The sequence below is a fragment of the Mucilaginibacter inviolabilis genome (assembly GCF_011089895.1).
Taxonomy (GTDB): domain Bacteria; phylum Bacteroidota; class Bacteroidia; order Sphingobacteriales; family Sphingobacteriaceae; genus Mucilaginibacter; species Mucilaginibacter inviolabilis.
Genome location: NZ_JAANAT010000007.1, coordinates 46,054 through 63,561, shown reverse-complemented (window position 1 = coordinate 63,561; position 17,508 = coordinate 46,054). Strand labels below are relative to the sequence as shown.

Genomic DNA, 17,508 nt, shown 5'->3' with positions numbered 1-17,508 from the left:
GCGAGCGTAGCGTGGCAATCTCCTCGCGTTCTCATCGGTGAGAATAGCTACGGGATTGCTTCGTTGTACCTCCTCGCAATGACATGATGTAATTAAAAGATATAATCAAAACACCATGAATTACAAATTACTGGGCCGTTCGGGCCTTAAAGTTTCAGAATTATGTTTAGGCACCATGGGCTTTGGCACCGAAGCCGGATGGGGAGCCGATAAGGATACCAGTTTTGCCATTATGGATGCTTATGCCAATGCAGGCGGCAACTTTTTGGATACGGCCAATATCTATAAATTGGGTACCAGCGAAAAAATTATCGGTGAATACATGAGCAATCATGATCGTGATTACTTTGTACTGGCTACTAAATATACTCTGAAGGATAATATGGCTAATCCCAACGCATCGGGCAATAGTCGCAAAAACATGATGCGCAGCGTGGAGGAAAGCTTGAAGCGTTTAAAAACTGATTTTATAGATGTGTTTTACCTGCATATCTGGGACGATATTACGCCCATAGACGAGGTACTGCGCGGCATGGACGACCTGATTAAACAGGGCAAAATAAACTACGCCGCCATTAGCGATACACCTGCCTGGGTGGTAGCCAAAGGCAATACCCTGGCCGAACTGATGGGCTGGAGCCAGTTTATTGCCTTACAGGTAGAGTACAGTCTGCTGGCCCGCACCGCTGAGCGCGAACTGATACCAATGGCCAAACACTTCGGCATGACGGTAACCCCATGGGCTCCTTTAGCTGGCGGGGCTTTAACGGGCAAATATCTGAAGGGCGACAAAGGCCGCATCAAACCCGAAAGCAATCGCTTAAACAGTCGGGCCGAAGGTATTACCAAAGTGGTGATGGACATAGCTGCCGAGCTGGGCGTATCAGAAAGCCATGTGGCGCTCAACTGGACCCGTCAGCAAGGTTTTTCATGCATCCCGATAGTAGGTGCCACCAAGGTTGATCAGCTGCTGGATAACCTGAAAACGGTAGAGGTTGCCCTGAACGATGATCAGCTCAAAAGACTAAGCGATGCCAGCGCCATCGAACTCGGTTTCCCCGGCGACTTTTTTAAGGAAGAGGCCGTAAGGGTGAATTCCTTTGGTGGATTTTATGATAGGGTGGAAAAGAGGTAGAAACGATTGTTGAAGACTCACCCCGTCTACGCTACGCTGGACGACCCTCTCTTCGCCTGCGGCGGAAAGAGGGTGAGGTAAATATCCCAATTGTCATGCTGAGGAACGAAGCATCTATTGTTGAACTTTTCAATGGCAGAATAGATCCTTCGCTCCGCTCAGGATGACAAATGATTTAGAGGCTTTGATATGCGCCCAAATTTTCGTATATTTATATCAATCAACAGCCCGGGTGTCATTTAACAGACATCCGGGCTGTTTGATTTAAGACGAAATAAGACCAAAAATCGACAATTTCGTATATAGTTATTTGAAAGCCAATTAATTGATACTTTTTAAAGTTTTTAAAACACGTTAAAACCGCGCTGTAATTTGTTAAAAAGTGTTAAAATGCGTGTTTTTAGATCGTTTTTGAAGTGTTTTTAGCCTGTTTTCGATGCGAAATTTGTTAAAATTTAAGGTTTAAAAAGTTTTTCGAGGTAGGATATTAGTCAAACCGTTTCAAATATTCCTGGCTGATGAGCTCGCCGTAAGGGATGCTGCTTTTTTTATCAAGGCTAAACCAGGGGTCCCCATTATCCTGAAGCACCTGGATATTCTGGGCCGGCATAAAGCTTTGTGCCAGCAGGAATTTTTTATAGTGACGGGTATCTTCTGCCACATTCAGCACCATAAAACAATGCCCCGGCGAGCCTCCCCTGATAAACACATCGCCGGTTTTAAGTTCATTGGGATCGCTTACTTTCTTCAGTTCTTTTTGTAATGACAAAGTACCCGCATAGCTGAAAACCAGGTTCATGTAGCGGAGGAAGTTAGGGTAGCTGCAGTCTTTTTGGGCTTTTAGCACCCAATGCCCGTTACTGTAGCGGTAGCCATCGGCATAGTGCACAAAATCGCATTTGAAACCGCTGGTAAAATTGAAAGTGATGGACTTATAGTTCTTTTGCAGGTACAGGTATTCGCCACGCAGGCGTATTACGGCGTCGGCACACTGTTGTAAATCCTGTGTGCCTATGCTCATATCCACAATGGCCGCGGTATACAGATTGGTGCGGGCAATATTGCCTTTGTAAGTGCGGGCAGGTGTACCTATAGGTTTAAGTGGGAGTGCCTGCAACCAGGCTCCAAAACTGGCGGATGATACCTTTACCTGTTGAAATCCTGCCGGGACTTTAAACCGGTTTACAACGTTATCGGTTTTGGTTACACTAAAAAATAAGGTTAGCAGCAGGAGGATGGCTTTCATATGTTTTTGGCTTTTTTGAGCTGTAAGTAAGAGTTATAAGGTACAGGCATATCATCCACTAACCTAAACGCCGAAAAGTGCAAATGTGTAGGTGAGCGTTTTTTGTAGGCATTGTAACCCGTACGACCAACCTCGGCAATCTTTTGGCCTTGTTTTACCTCATCGCCAGGTTTTACAAAAATGGCCTGGTTATGCGCATAATACGTAAAGATATTTTGTGCCGGATGATATACCCAGATGAATTTGCCGCCGCGAAGGCTGCTTACCGGGTCCCATTCATTAGTGCAGGCTATTACAATACCGTTATCAACCACTAATACATCAACGGGTTGATGAGTGCGATCGTCCAGGCAATCCTGGTTATGGTCGTTAATAAAAATGTCATGAGCAGGATGAGCTGTGTGTTTGTTACCATCCAGAAAATTGTAGCCCTTATCGGAGTACCCATTGCCGTTGGTACCGCCTATGGCATTGCTTTTATAGCCTTTAAGCGGGAATACCCAACCAGAGGATTGTGATTTATCAGCAGCTTTTTTAAGTTGCTTTATTAAAGTTTTAAACTGGTTGGCGGCATCCCGCCTTTTTATAGAACCATTTAAAATAGCCGTATTTAAATTATTAATAGTATTACAAATGGTTTTGATATCCTGCGCGTTTGAAACAACAGTTATACATAAAATACTAAGCAACAGGATAATCTTTTTCATTAATGTAATTATTCGTTAATAAGTTGTTTTTCAATAGTACTCATGAGTGCTTCGCAATTTGTTTTTTAAGGCAATGAAGCTATCATGAGCCGTATGATACATTCCGGTTAGTGAGCTTTAGCTCATGATGGTTTCATAAAGTTATAACCAATTAAATTTATAGAAATTGTAAAGGCTCCAGGAATTATTCGCAAAGCGATTACTTTTACAAATGTATTTTTATTACCAGCAAACAATATCGTGTTTTAATTTATTATAATAGTTTAAACAAAAACCTTAACATGTATTCACTTTCCTTAGAGGCCGTCATCATCATTTTTATTATAGGGGGCATCCTTTTACTAATCCTGTTATTGGGGCTGATATTTTCTATTGTGATCCTAGCCAGGCAAAGAAGAAGCCGCGGCCTTGAGATCACTGCCTGGATATTTAATTCCCTGTGGTTTGTTTTTGATATGATTATGGTAGGTACGGGGATTCTCAGAAAGGAATCCTATCCGAATTTGTTGATTTTCCCTACATTGTTAACCTTCTTTTTATTGTGTCAGTACCGGTCGAATATTAGTTCGGGCAATAGTCTTAAAATATGGTATGTAGCCAAAACGAGTATTATCCTGATCGCGTTTTATCAACTTAATTCCCAAATCACCAATTTAATATATGGACGATTTTATGAAACGCTGCAAAAAATGCACCTGGTATTAGTGATACCTTTAGTCAATATAATAATTGTACTGTTGATCAGTTCTATTGCTGCATATCAATACCTGAAAAGAACCAGCCAGTTATTGATAACCACCGATGTGCTGAAAAATACAGCCATCTTTCTGATCTGCGTTTATATAAGTGCAGATATAGTTGGAAGGATAATAGGCTTTATTGATATATGGGGATTGGGCAGTATCAGGGATATGTATCTTAGTAAAATCTACTTCAATGCCATGAATATTTTAATAACGATAGGTTACTCTTTGTTATGCACCATATTAGGCAGCTTAATAGCAGGCTTTACTTACCTGCATTATGCTAAAAAAGATAAAGTAGAGTTACCCGCCTGATCTCAGGCTTCTATTTTGATGTCGTATTTACCTAACAGGCCCGGAAGTCCATGCAAAGAGAACTGTGCTTTTTTGATCATATTATCATCCGGGTCGATCATGAAATTATAGGAACTACGCAGGTCGGTCCCTTTTAATATGGTACGACTAAAAAATGCCCTGTTGAGGTTACAATTAACAAATTTAGCATCGGTAAGATCGCATTCGGTAAGATCTGTCTCTACCATAGAGCATTCACTAAACCGGGCTTTTTTATTTTTCTTTTGGTAAAAAACAGCATTATCCAGGATACAATGCTCAAAATGAATTTCGAACAAAAAGTCGCGGGCCTTGCTAAAATTTACACCGCTTAGCTTGCAATGCTTAAAGGCGATATTTTGAAACCCTGTATTACTTACGTCGGCTAAAGACAGGTTACAATCCTGAAATGTAGAGTCGATAAAGACCATGCTGTACAGGTTGGCATAGGAAAGATCGCAGCTGATAAACCTGCAATTTTCATAAGTACGGTCGCGTCCGGTTAACTGGTCGGCAGGTATTTTAGTAAAAGTTTGATCTTCCTGGTGGTTGGCTTGCATGCGGCAAATTTAAATTTCTTGCACTATTTTTTATTACCCGGCACTCGTTTTTAAAAAGGAATTTCTTTTTTATGAATCAGATATTAATTTATATATAATAATTATATTTGATATATATCATTGATTATTAACCAATAAAAACTATTACTTATGAAAAATTTACAACTAAAAGCAAAAGCTTTAGAACTTGGCGTAACAGGAGCTCTTTCGAGAAGCCAGATGGGGAAAATTATGGGTAGCGGACCTGGTATTGGCATTTTACCCGTATGCGATGGATGCTGTCCAACCTACCCTTGTACCTTCCCTCCACATATGTTGTGCCCGGCTGTGGTATGCCCGCAAGCTTCGTAATCGTATAGCTAAATTAGGATAGCCCGGGTAACGCCGGGCTACATATTTCTTCTGTACTGCCCGCCAACCTCATACAGTGCATGGCTGATTTGCCCGAGTGAACAATATTTGCAGGCTTCCATCAGGCTTTCAAAAATATTGTCGCCGGTAATGGCAGCGTGCTGCAGGGTTTTGAGCAGTTCGGGGATACGCTCCTGGTTACGCTGCTGAAATTCATGCAGGGTTTGTATCTGATATTGCTTCTCATCTTCGGTAGCCCTGATCACCTCTGATGGAACTATGGTAGGAGAGCCTTTTTTATTCAGAAAAGTATTGACACCGATGATGGGATATTCACCGTTATGTTTCAGGGTTTCGTAGTATAATGATTCCTCCTGGATCTTGCCGCGCTGGTACATGGTTTCCATAGCACCCAATACACCGCCACGATCATTGATGGCCTTAAATTCGGTCAATACAGCCTGTTCAACCAGGTCTGTAAGCTCTTCAATAATAAAAGCGCCTTGTATAGGGTTTTCGTTTTTGGCCAAACCAAGTTCCCGGTTGATGATCAATTGTATGGCCATGGCCCGCCGAACGGATTCTTCAGTAGGGGTGGTTACGGCCTCATCGTAAGCATTGGTATGCAGCGAATTGCAATTATCATAAATAGCATAAAGCGCCTGCAAGGTAGTGCGGATATCGTTAAAATCGATCTCCTGGGCATGCAACGACCGGCCGCTGGTTTGAATATGGTATTTAAGCTTTTGCGATCGATCGTTCCCTTTGTATTTATTTTTGATGGCCTTGGCCCAGATGCGCCTGGCTACACGACCAATCACTGAATATTCCGGATCGATACCGTTACTGAAGAAGAATGACAGGTTGGGTGCGAAATCATCAATATGCATACCCCGGCTCAGGTAATATTCAACATAGGTAAACCCGTTGGATAGGGTAAAAGCCAGCTGCGTGATAGGATTGGCCCCGGCTTCGGCAATGTGATAACCGGATATGGATACCGAGTAAAAGTTGCGCACTTTCTCCCGGATAAAATACTGCTGCATATCGCCCATCATCCGCAGGGCAAATTCGGTAGAGAAAATACAGGTGTTCTGTGCCTGGTCCTCTTTCAAAATATCAGCCTGTACTGTACCGCGAACGGTAGATATAGCGTAGGCTTTTATTTTTTCATAAACATCGGTCGGAAGAACTTGATCGCCGGTAAGCCCCAGGAGCATCAAGCCGAGACCGTTATTGCCGGGGGGAAGAAGAGCCTCTCCTTTGGAGAGGGTTGGGGTGAGGCTGTTATATCTTGGTCTTTCCAATCCCTTATCATCATATAGCTCTTTAAACTTAGCTTCTACCAGGTGCTCTAAACCATGTTCTTTGATATATTTTTCGCATTGCTGGTCGATAGCGGCATTCATAAAAAAGCCGAGCAACATAGGGGCAGGCCCGTTGATGGTCATGGATACGGAGGTAGATGCTGCACAGAGGTCGAAACCAGAGTATAATTTTTTAGCATCATCCAATGTGGCAATACTCACGCCGGAATTGCCTATTTTACCATAAATATCGGGCCGGGTATGTGGATCTTCCCCATATAGTGTAACCGAATCAAAAGCGGTAGATAATCGGTGAGCCGGCTGACCAAGCGATACATAATGAAAGCGTTTGTTGGTTCGTTCGGGGCCACCTTCGCCGGCAAACATGCGTGTAGGGTCTTCTCCCTCGCGTTTTAACGGAAATACCCCTGCCGCATAAGGGAACTCGCCAGGCACATTCTCTGTGAGTAACCACCGCAATACATCGCCCCAGGCCTCATACCGGGGCAAAGCGATCTTGGGTATCTGTAATTGCGATAAGGAAGTGTAGTACAAGGGTTGTTTAATCTCTTTGTCGCGCACTTTGTAGATAAAGTTTTCGGCCTTATACTTTTTAATCGTTTCGGGCCATTCCTTAAGCAGGTGTTTACATTCGGGATGAAGCTGCCCTTCGAGATGAGCATACACCTCTTCCAAACCCTCGCCAAAAGAGGGGACTTTGCTTTGCTGATTTTTGTTCTTACTCCTTGTTCCTTGCTCCAATGTCCGTCCCAGCTCCATCACCCCCTTTACCTGGAATAACTGTTGCGCAATTTTACACTGTTCATCTACCCAATCATCATAAGCTTTACTGCTTTCGGCAATTTCTGCCAGGTAGCGGTTACGATCAGGTGGAATGATATAGATTTTTTCAGATTCTTCTTCTTTATCTTTTAGTCCTTCACCTTTTCCCTCTAACAGATCAACCCCCGTTTTAGTCCTGATGTTTTTCATGATAGCAGTGAACAGGGTGTTCATCCCCGGATCATTAAACTGCGAGGCCATAGTACCATATACAGGTAGCTCATCATCCTTAGCGTCGAAGAGGTGATGGTTGCGTTTATACTGTTTGCGCACATCGCGGATAGCATCCAGTGCACCACGTTTATCATATTTGTTAAGGGCAACCAGGTCGGCAAAGTCCAGCATGTCAATCTTTTCCAGTTGGGTAGCGGCACCAAACTCGGGCGTCATCACATAGAGCGAAACATCGCAATAATCGGTGATCATAGTGTCTGACTGACCAATGCCGGAAGTTTCTACAATGATCAGGTCGTACCCGGCAGCCTTGCAGATATCGATACTTTCCTGCACATGTTTGGATAGGGCCAGGTTAGCCTGCCGCGTAGCCAATGACCGCATATAGACTCTTGGGTTATTGATGGCATTCATGCGGATCCTGTCGCCCAGAAGCGCCCCACCTGTTTTGCGTTTGGAGGGATCGACCGAAATAATAGCCAATGTTTTATCCGTAGCCATTAAAAAACGGCGCACAATCTCATCTACTAATGACGACTTGCCCGAACCACCAGTACCCGTGATACCGAGTACGACAGCCTCACCTAAATCCTCTCCAAAGGAGAGGACTTTGCCTTGTGCCCCCTCTCCTTTGGAGAGGGCCGGGGTGAGGCTGTTCTCCGCCATACTGATCAGTCGGGCAATAGCACCCGGGTCTTTTTCAGGCAGATGGTTCACCTCGCCATTAAGGTGGGTAACCGTTGGGAAATCACATTTTTGCAACATATCATTGATCATGCCCTGCAATCCCATGGTACGACCGTCATCGGGCGAGTAGATACGACTAATGCCGTAAGCTTGCAGTTCTTCGATCTCCTGCGGCAGGAATACACCGCCACCACCACCAAATATTTTGATATGACCCGCTCCGCGTTCGGCCAGCAGATCATGCATGTATTTAAAATATTCCAGGTGTCCGCCCTGGTAACTGGTGAGCGCAATACCCTGTACATCTTCCTGTATGGCGCAGTTCACCACCTCATCAACCGAGCGGTTATGGCCCAGGTGTATTACCTCGGCACCACTGCTTTGCAGTATGCGACGCATGATGTTGATAGTGGCATCATGCCCGTCAAACAACGAAGCCGCCGTTACAAAACGGATCTTATACCGGGATTGATAAGGAGCAGTGCTTTCCATGAAAATAGATAATTGGTCAACACAAATTTAGTAATTGTTTTGGAGTGAATATTATGCATGCATAATAAAATGATGGTAAGGACTGGAGGATTTGAGGACTGGTGCCGGAGCAGGCGGGGTGGGAGCGTGTTTTGAAATAGCTATGAGTCAGCTTTATTTATAATGCGTTTCCTGTCGTTTAGATGTTTTTTTCAATTGGCATCAAACTTACCGCCTTGCATAATTTTTAGATGTTCTGGAGGATAGCGATAAAAGCTTAAATGTCTGTTTGTTCACTGCCTGTTAATTGCGTTAAGCTATAAAATTAATAAAATCGGCTTTCAATCACCATAGGCTATTAACCCGTTTTTATTTTTTTCGGCAGCCTCAAGTAATGAGAGCAACTGCTTTACATCCGTGTCGGATTGTAATTGTTTTTGATGAATAGTTTTACTTATTTGTTTGATTAAAGTAGTATCCCATCTGAAATCCGAATAATAATCAAAACGATCTGCAATAATCTTTTTGTCTTTTAATCTCTTAAATGTTTGGTTATCCAACCCGCCAACAAATTTGAGATCTTTTGGGTCAGGATAATTAGGTTTTGCCTGGAGGTCATCTATCAAATAAAAGTCTAACATTTTTTGCCTTTTAAGCTTATTGATTGGCATCCCAATATAAAGTTTATACCACATAAAATAAAGTAAGAGCCTGTTGACATAAGGCTGTCAGTAGCTGCTTTTAACTTTGGTTATTAAATAAAATTAATAACCAATAAAATGGCTGCAATGCATACATTACGAGGACTTGCCACCACCTGTTTTTTAGCAGATGATATGGCTGCGTCAAAATGTTATGCCGAATTGCTGGGCATTGATGATTACTTTATCTCCCAACCAGCCGGAAGTGCCGACTATATAGAATTTTGTATCAGCGATAATGGTGAGGAAAGCTCATCTGTATACCGGATGAACGAAGCGGCCTAAATAAAAAAGGATACGTGCCTATTGCACATATCCTTTCATTACTATAATATAACCTATTTTATTCGCAAACAGCAACCTGAATGGGCTCTGGTTCAGGGATTTCCTCTGCTGCTTTTTCAATTACTTTGTGTTTGGCGTTTTCTTTAATAAAGCTCAGGCCCAGGGATAGCAATAACAAGGGTACAGTCATCCATATCACCTGGTGAATACCATAATGAGCAATAACAAAACCGCCTAATAATGTACCTACCGTAATGCCTGCGTTAAAAAAGGAGGGCAGCAGGCTGTTTACAAAATCGAGCGCGGTACCATGTATGCCGTCTATAACCAACAGATTGGCCACCAAAAAGCCTCCTGTATGTACCAAGCCCCAAACCGAAAGTATAATAACCATTGGAATAAACAATCCGCCAAACTGGTAAGCTAATATATGCATTACCACTAGTGCTGCCAAAAACAAACGACTGGTTACCATGATGTTCTTACTGAGCGCAATTCCTGTAAGCCAGTTACCAATGATGCCGGTACCACCAAATACCAGCAGCATCACACTGATCTGTACGCCATTCATGTGCGAAACTTTGTCCAGATATTCGGCCAGGTAGCCATAGGTGGCAAACATGCCGGCCAGTATAATGGTAGCGGTTAACAGTTTTACCCAAATGTGTAACCGGCCCAGGATTTTTACCTGGCTTTTTGGACTTGCTTCGGCTTCATTAACCGGCATAGATGGTACAAATAAAGCTAAAGCGCCAAAGGCCAACAGGTTAATAAAAGCAGATAGGACGAAGGAGGCCCGCCAGCTAAACAGATCGGCTATATAAGTAGTTAATGGTACGCCCAATACAGTAGCTACGCTCAAACCCGCCATTACGATGGCAATAGCTTTCGGGGCGTCTTTAGGTCCTGCTTGTTTGGAGGCAGCCGTCATCGATACCGCCCAGAATACCGGGTGTAAAAACGCGGGTAAAATGCGGGCTATCATCAGCACCGTAAAGTTAGGCGCTATTGCCGAAAGCAGGTTGGAAATCACAAATATCCCTAACACCAGACACATGATGGTTTTGCGGTTCATTTTTGCGGTAAGCATATTGGTAAATGGTCCGGCCAGGGCAACGGTTAAAGCAAAAGCACTTAAAAGCCAACCTGCGGTATCAATAGAAATATGAAACTGTTTTACCAGCATCGGCAGTATCCCGATAACCCCAAATTCGGTGGTGATAATGCCGAATGCCCCCAGGGCCATGATATAGATAGATTTTTTCATAGATTTTAGTATTTAAATATTCAAATGTTTCGATGTATAAGGTCAAAATAAATCTCTTCATTTTTCGGGAAGAGGGAACTAGTCTTTTAATTCGGTCAGGCAGGCGATATAATCGTCAAGGATCTGTTGATTCAGTACATATTTGAGGTTGCGGCCTTCTTTTTGAGGCAGCAGCAACTCGGCATCAACTAATTGTTTCAGATGATGGGAGACAGAAGGCTGGGTAAGGTCCAACAGGTCATTTACCTCGGCGCAATACAGGCAGTCCTTCTTTTTTTTAAATTCTTGTAAAATAGCTATCCGATTAGCGTCGCTCAATGCCCGGGATATTTTTTCTATTTTTTTATTGTCCATTATTTGCGGTCGATCATATTACTTCGCTTATGATCTTTGTACGGTGCAAAGGTAAATAAAAAATATTAATATATAGAAATGTTTCTATGTATTGATTGTGTCATTTAAGTAATACTAAACAAATTACGGTTAACCATATTTGCTGGATACTTTGGTTTAATATATTGATTTTCAATTATATAAATCAATTTTAACCGTGAAAAGTGTAAATCATGTAAACCCACTTTTGTAAACAAAATGGGTTTATTATTCACACTCTCCCGCGAGATTAGCGCAGCGTATCTCGTGGGTAGCATGGTTAAATCTTCCAACTTTAGTTAAGCTGAAATCCCGCTGCAGTGAGGTTAGTATAAAGAATATGTCATTGCGAGCGTAGCGTGGCAATCTCCTCGCGTTCTCGTTGGTGAGAATAGCTACGAGATTGCTTCGTCGTTCCTCCTCGCAATGACATAATGGATACATATCAAAGGTTATCCGCTTATTTAACCAACGGTATCAGGTCTCGCAGTTTGCTATTGGTGAGATAAGCGCCTACCCATACCAGTATGCCAAATATGATGGAGAAATAAAGCGGGAACCCAACGCGCATCATCGTAGCGGTAGCCCCACCCAGATAAGCGGTAAGTAAGATTGATCCTAATACTTTAGTCTTTGGTATGATGTACAGTATGGTGCAAATCAATAAAATAATGCCCAGGGGTTGCACGGCAGTTTCGGACCAGCCTAATTGTTTGGTACCGCTAACGGATTCGCTATAGCGTACTATTTTACCTATGGAGTCAAATAGCAGGAATAGTATACAAAGTACACTGATAACTGTACCGGTAATAAATGATGCTTTACTGTTTTTAATTGCAGGTTGTAGTGATTGAGTAGTTTCCATGAGTTATTGTTTTTTTAGTAAAGTTAGGGCGTATTTATACCACGCGTGATGTGCATAAATGACATTTACAGGGGGGGATTACGACAAATTGTTTTACGAATAAAGATGATATACGAAGAGTAATTGGTATGGAAGAACCAATGAATTATTTTACCTGCTTGGCAGAAAAGGTTAGTCTTTCCATCTGTTTGGTCAATGTTTTCTTTTCAGATGGTGATTTAGTGAGATTAATGGCTTGCCTATAATGTTCTATTGCTTTAGCGGCATTTGTACCGGCATACAAATAACCCAATAGGCAGTGATAGTGGTTCAATTGGGTAAGGTTTAGTTTTTCTGCTTCTGCTATTCCTTGTTCGTATCCATAAACTTTGGCAAAGGCAAAAGTCCTGTTCAGTGCGGTTATCGGAGAGTACTCTATCAGGATAAGCTGGTTGTAGAGTTGCAGAATATGCTTCCATTGATGCTCACTGGCAGGAGTAGTATGCCAATACGCAATACCTGCTTCCAGGTGATATTTAGAGATCTGGTTGCCTGAGCATGCGTTTATCAGATAATAATTGCCTTTGTCTATCAGCTCCTGGTTCCAAAGGGTTTTATCCTGTTCCTCAAACAGAATAACTTCACCCTCCTGATTCGCCCTTGCCTCAAACCTGGAACTTTGAAAACACATTAAGGCCAATAGGGCATTGGCATGGGTGGAATTGGTTAAGGGGTTTTCGGTGAGCATCAATGTCAGGCGGATAGCTTCCGAACAAAGATCCTTCCTGATCAGATGGTTATTTGATCTGGACGAATAGCCTTCATTAAATAAAAGGTATAAAGTACTTAAAACCGTATACAACCGGGATTGTATGGCTTGTTCCTGTAACTGCCCGATCTGAAAATCATCATTGCGCAGATTTACCCTGGCCCTGAACAATCTTTTTTTAATGGTTTCGGTTTTTGTCAAAAACGCGTCGGCAATCTCGGCTACACTAAAGCCGCAAAGTATTTGTAAGGCCAAACATATCTGCGCTTCGGTGGAGTTGGCCGGATTACAGACTGCAAATATCATGGCCAGTTGACTATCGGAAATGGTTTGATGATTAAATTCAAAGTCATGCTGTGCCTGCAATTCATCTGTTTGTATGGCATCTTTTACCCGTGTTTCAAAAACAGCGAGATGTTTGAGATAATCCTTGGTTTTATTTTTAGCTACGGTGTACAACCATGCCGTTGGGTTTTCCGGTGCTCCATTTATACTCCATACTTCACTGGCTTTTAAAAATGTTTCGCTAACAATGTCTTCGGCTGCTTCTATATGCTTTAATCCAAAATGACGGCATAATACGGCCGTCATTTTAGTATACTCCAGCCTGAATAAATGGGGCAGGAGTTCTGTGGACGATGCAGTTTCTTTTTGCATTTTTAAGTTAATGGTCAGGGCCTGTGCACCAGTACTTCCCTTACTTCTATACTACCACCTATTTTAAATATAGGGTTACTTTTGGCAAATTCTACGGCCTCATCAATGGTTTCGGTTTTTACAATGATATAACCGCTTACAAACTCCTTAATCTCGGTATAAGGACCGTCGGTTACTAGATCGCTGCCCTTCACCGTTTTGGCGTTGCCGACAGAAAGGGTATTGCCTTTATCAGCTAGCTTGTTTTGGGCTGCAATACCCGCCAGCCAATTCATTCTTTCCTGCATTTGTTCGGGCGATGGTTTAAAATCAGGATTGTTAAGTCTGAAAATTAATACGAAGTCTTTCATAGCTTATAAAATTATGTTGTTTTACCGAGATAACGATTGACAATTTCCGATGGGGACAAAGGAAATATATTTGTTAAAATCGTCGCGACGAATATAACCGACCAGGGAATTATTAAATATAATTTCTCTGCCGGTATAATGAATTATTGGGAGCATTTAATTCATCCTTTGTTTAACAACCAGATAAGAGATACTGTTACTATTATCGTAATAAATCCGATGAGTTTAACTGATTTGTCAATAGCTTTTGGTATATAAAATATATACCGGTAGCTAGGTAGCTTTTTTTTATAGTATGCTGATTTTATTAAATAATAACCATACCGGGGTAAATTGTACAGATAAATTATCAACAATCCTATAATTTCTAAAAAGGCGGGTAACCCTAGGCTTATCATAGTTTATAAAAATACTAATATAACCGCTTAACATAATTAAACAAAATAGGTTAAGCTATACAGGTACGGGTATACGCTTCTTCGACCGATAGAAAAATCACTATCTTTGCGGCAAATGCAGGTAACAGAGTCAACAACAGGTGTATGGGAAAAGGGCTATAACAATTATGGTCCCTGGTTGCGCGATAAATATAAAGGGCAGCGGGTGTTTAAGGTGATTGTTGATGGCGGCTTTACCTGCCCCAATCGTGATGGCTCTAAAGGCTACGGCGGTTGTACCTATTGCAATGTAGATTCCTTTACGCCTTCGGTAAGCCGTAACGCACCTACCGTGCGTCAGCAGGTGATAGAAGGTATGGAACGCGCCCGCAAAGGTAATAAGGCCGATAAGTTCATTATCTATTTTCAGCCCAATACCAATACTTATGCTCCTGCGCATTACCTGAAAATGATGTATGATGAAGCGCTGAGCTATGGCACCGAAGATATTGTGGGCCTGAGTGTGGGTACCCGTCCGGATTGTATCGACATGGAAAAGATAGCTTTGTTAGAGAGCTACACCGATCGTTTTGATGTGGACCTGGAAATGGGGATGGAGTCTATCTATGATGATACCTTGTCGCAGATCAACCGCGGCTGTAGTCACGAGGAACTGGTAAAAGCCCTGAAACTGGTAGAAAACAGCAAACTTGATATTTGTGTGCATACCATATTTGGTTTCCCATGGGAAACACATGATATGATGCTGAAATATGCCGACGAGATCAACCGTTTTCCACAAATTAAATTCGTAAAATTCCACCACCTACATATTGTAGAAGGATCGGTAATGGGTGTAAAATACAAACGCGAACCATTTAAGGTTTTCAGCATTGATGAATATGCCGATTTTCTTTGCGAGCTACTACCTCGGGTACGTCCCGACATTGTGATACAGCGTTTGTTCGGCTTAAGCGACCGTGAGCTGCTGATTGCACCCAATTGGGGCCTCAAAAAATCGGAGATCCAATACTATATCGACCAAAGGATACTAAGCCGTGGTGTAGTGCAGGGCTCAGCTTTGTAAGTGCCGGTTCGTGTTGCGTGGATTGTGGTTCGTGTTCGATTGTGTTATACTTTTAAAGCACGAACCGCAATTCACGCAACACGAACCAGACAATTGGTATCAGATTTGTAAACCTTTAGTTATAAAATAATGGTTTATTAGTTAAATTTATTCCTGATTTGTCACAAAGAGCGCAACCCAACTACATTCCTGCTTTAACCGGTGTACGTGCAATGGCTGCTTACCTGGTTTTCATATCTCATTTTGCCTATATTTTTGATGAAAGTTTTCCTCACATTGTGCAACGATTTCTGGGTGAGTTCCACATTGGTGTAAGTATTTTCTTTGTGCTTTCGGGCTTTTTGATCACCTTCAGATACTACCAGAACTTTGATGGTTTAAGTAAACCCTGGTTTATGCAATACCTTAAAAACCGGGTAGCACGCATATATCCCATGTATTTTTTACTTACCGTGGCCGCCTTTATTTACTATTTTATAACTAAGGACGAAACCATTACCAAAGGATATGAGCACCCTATTGCGCTTATGCTGATGAATGTTACGTTTGTGCGTGGCTTCTTTTATCAGTTTTGGGATACGGGGATAGCGCAGGGCTGGTCGTTAACTGTCGAGGAGTGCTTTTACTTTTCGGCGCCTGTGATATTTTTGATCGCCAAGCGTTTTGGTAAATTCTATATACAGCCGGTTGTGCTTACCTTAACCGGTATTTTATTATACTTTATATTCAGCCATGTTAACTGGCATGGCTTTTTGGGCAACTTTACCTTTGTCATGTTGTTCACTTTCCTGGGGCGTTGCTTTGAGTTTTTTGTGGGGATACAACTGGCCCGCTATGTATTAAAGAAGAGTTTTACCCGTACCAATAAAGTAAACTATACCTATACCGGTTTTCTGCTCATATTTGTTTGCGTATTTGTGATGGCGCTGCAACCTATCCCTAAAGGCTGGGCGGCAGGTGTGGAGAGCCCTATTGGTATTATTGTTAATAATTACTTTTTATGTATAGCGGTAGCCTTATTCTTTTACGGTATACTCACCGAAACCACCTTGTTTAAGAAGTTCTTGGCGCTACCCTTTATTGAGCTGCTGGGCAAAAGCTCCTACATATTTTACCTGATACACCTGGGCTGGATATATAACCTCATGCATACCTGGTTTGATCATTTAAACGATCAGGTTTTTGAGCTGTATGATCAGTGGGGCGTAGCCTGGCACTCGCCTTTTCAATATGATAGCCTGAACTTATTATATGCTTTTATCGTATTAAATATACTGTCCGTAACCTTATTTAAACTTATCGAGGAGCCATTAAACCATTATATCCGCCGGTCGAATTTTTTGGTCAAGTATAAACCAAGTCATACCAAATCAATTGTTTAAAGTATTACCTGAAGCAACTAATGAAAAAACTGATACTATCCTGCTTATGTATACTGGTTTTTATAGGAATTAACCCCTATAGATCATTTGCCAGCTGGCCCATAGGTAAATATCGCGATATTGTGATCCCGTCTATGTTTCTGTATCACCAAACCGACAGGTTTGACCGCGACGGTCATCGTGTCAAAGGCGATCCGGGAGCAGGGTTTACTTCTTACTCCGCTAACCTTTATGTAGGCTATGGTATTTCGCGCCGGCTCGATCTTATTGCCAGTGTGCCCTATGTGTACACACAGAATAAATTTGCTAATGGCGATAAAATAACCAATCAGGGCTTGGGCGATTTGTACATGGGCTTGAGCTATAACCTGGTTAATTTTAATTATGTGCGTTATCTATCGGTACAGGTATCAGGTATAGCCCCGCTCTATAATCATAGCGTAGAGCTTGGCCTGGGTAACTATGGTGCCGAGGTAAAATTGATGTATTGCGGTAATCTCCCCAAATCTATCGCCAGCAAAGGTTATTTCAATACTGAACTGGCTTACCGGAGGTATTTTGATGTGCAGGGTCCCGATCAGCTAAGCTTTAGCGGTACGGTTGGTTATCCTATCAGTCATCATGATCAATTGAGTCTGGAGTTGTTGTTTTTCCGGTCATTCAGCTCCAACAAGGCTTTCAATCCCAATATTAACAATGCCCGTGATTACGCTTTCTTTAAACCCTCACTCAACTATGGGCATCAGTTTACCCGCAGGTTCTCCACGTTTATAGGTGGTTATTATACGCCATTTGGCAAAAATACGGGAGTAGGTTATGGTGGTTCAATTCTGGCAATTATAAAAATATAAATATCAGCG

General features: G+C 42.2%; 17 protein-coding genes. 7 read left to right on the top strand and 10 right to left on the bottom strand.

Annotated elements, in window-relative coordinates:
* The first annotated feature begins 115 nt into the window (after positions 1-115).
* A complete protein-coding gene (locus G7092_RS30335) occupies positions 116-1,135 on the top strand; it encodes an aldo/keto reductase (protein WP_166096234.1) in 1,020 nt (339 codons plus the stop codon).
* A 487-nt stretch (positions 1,136-1,622) separates the two neighbouring features.
* On the opposite strand, the gene G7092_RS30330 is transcribed toward G7092_RS30335, so the two are convergent.
* A complete protein-coding gene (locus G7092_RS30330; protein ID WP_166096232.1) occupies positions 1,623-2,381 on the bottom strand; it encodes a DUF4846 domain-containing protein in 759 nt (252 codons plus the stop codon).
* Entirely contained in the window at positions 2,378-3,088 is a 711-nt protein-coding gene (locus G7092_RS30325; RefSeq protein ID WP_166096229.1) for a M23 family metallopeptidase, read from the bottom strand. The genes G7092_RS30330 and G7092_RS30325 overlap by 4 nt, the downstream gene beginning before the upstream one ends.
* A gap of 281 nt (positions 3,089-3,369) precedes the next feature.
* Here G7092_RS30325 and G7092_RS30320 point away from each other — a divergent pair, with 281 nt between their 5' ends.
* Complete coding sequence (locus G7092_RS30320; RefSeq protein ID WP_166096227.1) at positions 3,370-4,146, top strand: hypothetical protein; 777 nt, start codon at positions 3,370-3,372, stop codon at positions 4,144-4,146.
* Positions 4,147-4,148: 2 nt separating this feature from the next.
* Here the strand turns inward: G7092_RS30320 and G7092_RS30315 are convergent, their stop codons facing one another.
* Positions 4,149-4,724, bottom strand: a complete 576-nt coding sequence (locus G7092_RS30315; protein WP_166096225.1) for a pentapeptide repeat-containing protein — start codon at positions 4,722-4,724, stop codon at positions 4,149-4,151.
* Positions 4,725-4,874: 150 nt separating this feature from the next.
* Between G7092_RS30315 and G7092_RS30310 the strand changes: the two genes are divergently transcribed.
* Positions 4,875-5,075 carry a hypothetical protein gene (locus G7092_RS30310; protein ID WP_166096223.1) on the top strand — a complete coding sequence of 67 codons (201 nt, stop codon included), beginning with the start codon at positions 4,875-4,877 and terminating at the stop codon, positions 5,073-5,075.
* A gap of 38 nt (positions 5,076-5,113) precedes the next feature.
* On the opposite strand, the gene G7092_RS30305 is transcribed toward G7092_RS30310, so the two are convergent.
* On the bottom strand, positions 5,114-8,578 hold the full coding sequence (locus G7092_RS30305; RefSeq protein WP_166096220.1) for a methylmalonyl-CoA mutase family protein: 3,465 nt from the start codon (positions 8,576-8,578) through the stop codon (positions 5,114-5,116).
* Positions 8,579-8,898: 320 nt separating this feature from the next.
* The gene (locus G7092_RS30300) at positions 8,899-9,228 is read right to left on the bottom strand and encodes a hypothetical protein (protein WP_166096217.1); all 330 of its coding nucleotides are present in this window, start codon (positions 9,226-9,228) and stop codon (positions 8,899-8,901) included.
* Positions 9,229-9,336: 108 nt separating this feature from the next.
* Between G7092_RS30300 and G7092_RS30295 the strand changes: the two genes are divergently transcribed.
* Positions 9,337-9,543: a hypothetical protein gene (locus G7092_RS30295; RefSeq protein ID WP_166096214.1), complete on the top strand. Its 207-nt coding sequence runs from the start codon at positions 9,337-9,339 to the stop codon at positions 9,541-9,543.
* Positions 9,544-9,601: 58 nt separating this feature from the next.
* Here the strand turns inward: G7092_RS30295 and G7092_RS30290 are convergent, their stop codons facing one another.
* The 5 genes from G7092_RS30290 to G7092_RS30270 all read right to left on the bottom strand — a co-directional run bounded on the left by G7092_RS30290 (position 9,602) and on the right by G7092_RS30270 (position 13,802).
* On the bottom strand, positions 9,602-10,810 hold the full coding sequence (locus tag G7092_RS30290; protein WP_166096212.1) for an MFS transporter: 1,209 nt from the start codon (positions 10,808-10,810) through the stop codon (positions 9,602-9,604).
* A gap of 78 nt (positions 10,811-10,888) precedes the next feature.
* Positions 10,889-11,164 (bottom strand): ArsR/SmtB family transcription factor, encoded by a 276-nt coding sequence (locus G7092_RS30285; RefSeq protein ID WP_166096209.1) that lies wholly within the window; start codon positions 11,162-11,164, stop codon positions 10,889-10,891.
* 478 nt (positions 11,165-11,642) lie between these two features.
* Positions 11,643-12,047, bottom strand: a complete 405-nt coding sequence (locus G7092_RS30280) for a DoxX family protein (RefSeq protein ID WP_166096208.1) — start codon at positions 12,045-12,047, stop codon at positions 11,643-11,645.
* A gap of 145 nt (positions 12,048-12,192) precedes the next feature.
* Positions 12,193-13,452: an RNA polymerase sigma factor gene (locus G7092_RS30275; protein WP_202985471.1), complete on the bottom strand. Its 1,260-nt coding sequence runs from the start codon at positions 13,450-13,452 to the stop codon at positions 12,193-12,195.
* 14 nt (positions 13,453-13,466) lie between these two features.
* Positions 13,467-13,802: a YciI family protein gene (locus G7092_RS30270; RefSeq protein WP_166096206.1), complete on the bottom strand. Its 336-nt coding sequence runs from the start codon at positions 13,800-13,802 to the stop codon at positions 13,467-13,469.
* A 513-nt stretch (positions 13,803-14,315) separates the two neighbouring features.
* On the opposite strand from G7092_RS30270, the gene mnmL reads away from it, so the two are divergent.
* The 3 genes from mnmL (at position 14,316) to G7092_RS30255 (ending at position 17,499) form a co-directional block, all read left to right on the top strand.
* Positions 14,316-15,266, top strand: a complete 951-nt coding sequence (gene mnmL / locus G7092_RS30265; RefSeq protein ID WP_166096205.1) for a tRNA modification radical SAM protein MnmL/YtqA — start codon at positions 14,316-14,318, stop codon at positions 15,264-15,266.
* A 158-nt stretch (positions 15,267-15,424) separates the two neighbouring features.
* Positions 15,425-16,648, top strand: a complete 1,224-nt coding sequence (locus tag G7092_RS30260; protein ID WP_166096204.1) for an acyltransferase family protein — start codon at positions 15,425-15,427, stop codon at positions 16,646-16,648.
* A gap of 20 nt (positions 16,649-16,668) precedes the next feature.
* Positions 16,669-17,499 carry a hypothetical protein gene (locus tag G7092_RS30255; protein ID WP_166096198.1) on the top strand — a complete coding sequence of 277 codons (831 nt, stop codon included), beginning with the start codon at positions 16,669-16,671 and terminating at the stop codon, positions 17,497-17,499.
* The last annotated feature ends 9 nt before the right edge of the window (positions 17,500-17,508 follow it).

Coding starts and splice junctions, on each gene's coding strand:
- G7092_RS30335 (WP_166096234.1), top strand. CDS start 116: ATGAATTACAAATTACTGGGCCGTTCGGGCCTTAAAGTTTCAGAATTA.
- G7092_RS30330 (WP_166096232.1), bottom strand. CDS start 2,381: ATGAAAGCCATCCTCCTGCTGCTAACCTTATTTTTTAGTGTAACCAAA.
- G7092_RS30325 (WP_166096229.1), bottom strand. CDS start 3,088: ATGAAAAAGATTATCCTGTTGCTTAGTATTTTATGTATAACTGTTGTT.
- G7092_RS30320 (WP_166096227.1), top strand. CDS start 3,370: ATGTATTCACTTTCCTTAGAGGCCGTCATCATCATTTTTATTATAGGG.
- G7092_RS30315 (WP_166096225.1), bottom strand. CDS start 4,724: ATGCAAGCCAACCACCAGGAAGATCAAACTTTTACTAAAATACCTGCC.
- G7092_RS30310 (WP_166096223.1), top strand. CDS start 4,875: ATGAAAAATTTACAACTAAAAGCAAAAGCTTTAGAACTTGGCGTAACA.
- G7092_RS30305 (WP_166096220.1), bottom strand. CDS start 8,578: ATGGAAAGCACTGCTCCTTATCAATCCCGGTATAAGATCCGTTTTGTA.
- G7092_RS30300 (WP_166096217.1), bottom strand. CDS start 9,228: ATGCCAATCAATAAGCTTAAAAGGCAAAAAATGTTAGACTTTTATTTG.
- G7092_RS30295 (WP_166096214.1), top strand. CDS start 9,337: ATGGCTGCAATGCATACATTACGAGGACTTGCCACCACCTGTTTTTTA.
- G7092_RS30290 (WP_166096212.1), bottom strand. CDS start 10,810: ATGAAAAAATCTATCTATATCATGGCCCTGGGGGCATTCGGCATTATC.
- G7092_RS30285 (WP_166096209.1), bottom strand. CDS start 11,164: ATGGACAATAAAAAAATAGAAAAAATATCCCGGGCATTGAGCGACGCT.
- G7092_RS30280 (WP_166096208.1), bottom strand. CDS start 12,047: ATGGAAACTACTCAATCACTACAACCTGCAATTAAAAACAGTAAAGCA.
- G7092_RS30275 (WP_202985471.1), bottom strand. CDS start 13,452: ATGCAAAAAGAAACTGCATCGTCCACAGAACTCCTGCCCCATTTATTC.
- G7092_RS30270 (WP_166096206.1), bottom strand. CDS start 13,802: ATGAAAGACTTCGTATTAATTTTCAGACTTAACAATCCTGATTTTAAA.
- mnmL (WP_166096205.1), top strand. CDS start 14,316: ATGCAGGTAACAGAGTCAACAACAGGTGTATGGGAAAAGGGCTATAAC.
- G7092_RS30255 (WP_166096198.1), top strand. CDS start 16,669: ATGAAAAAACTGATACTATCCTGCTTATGTATACTGGTTTTTATAGGA.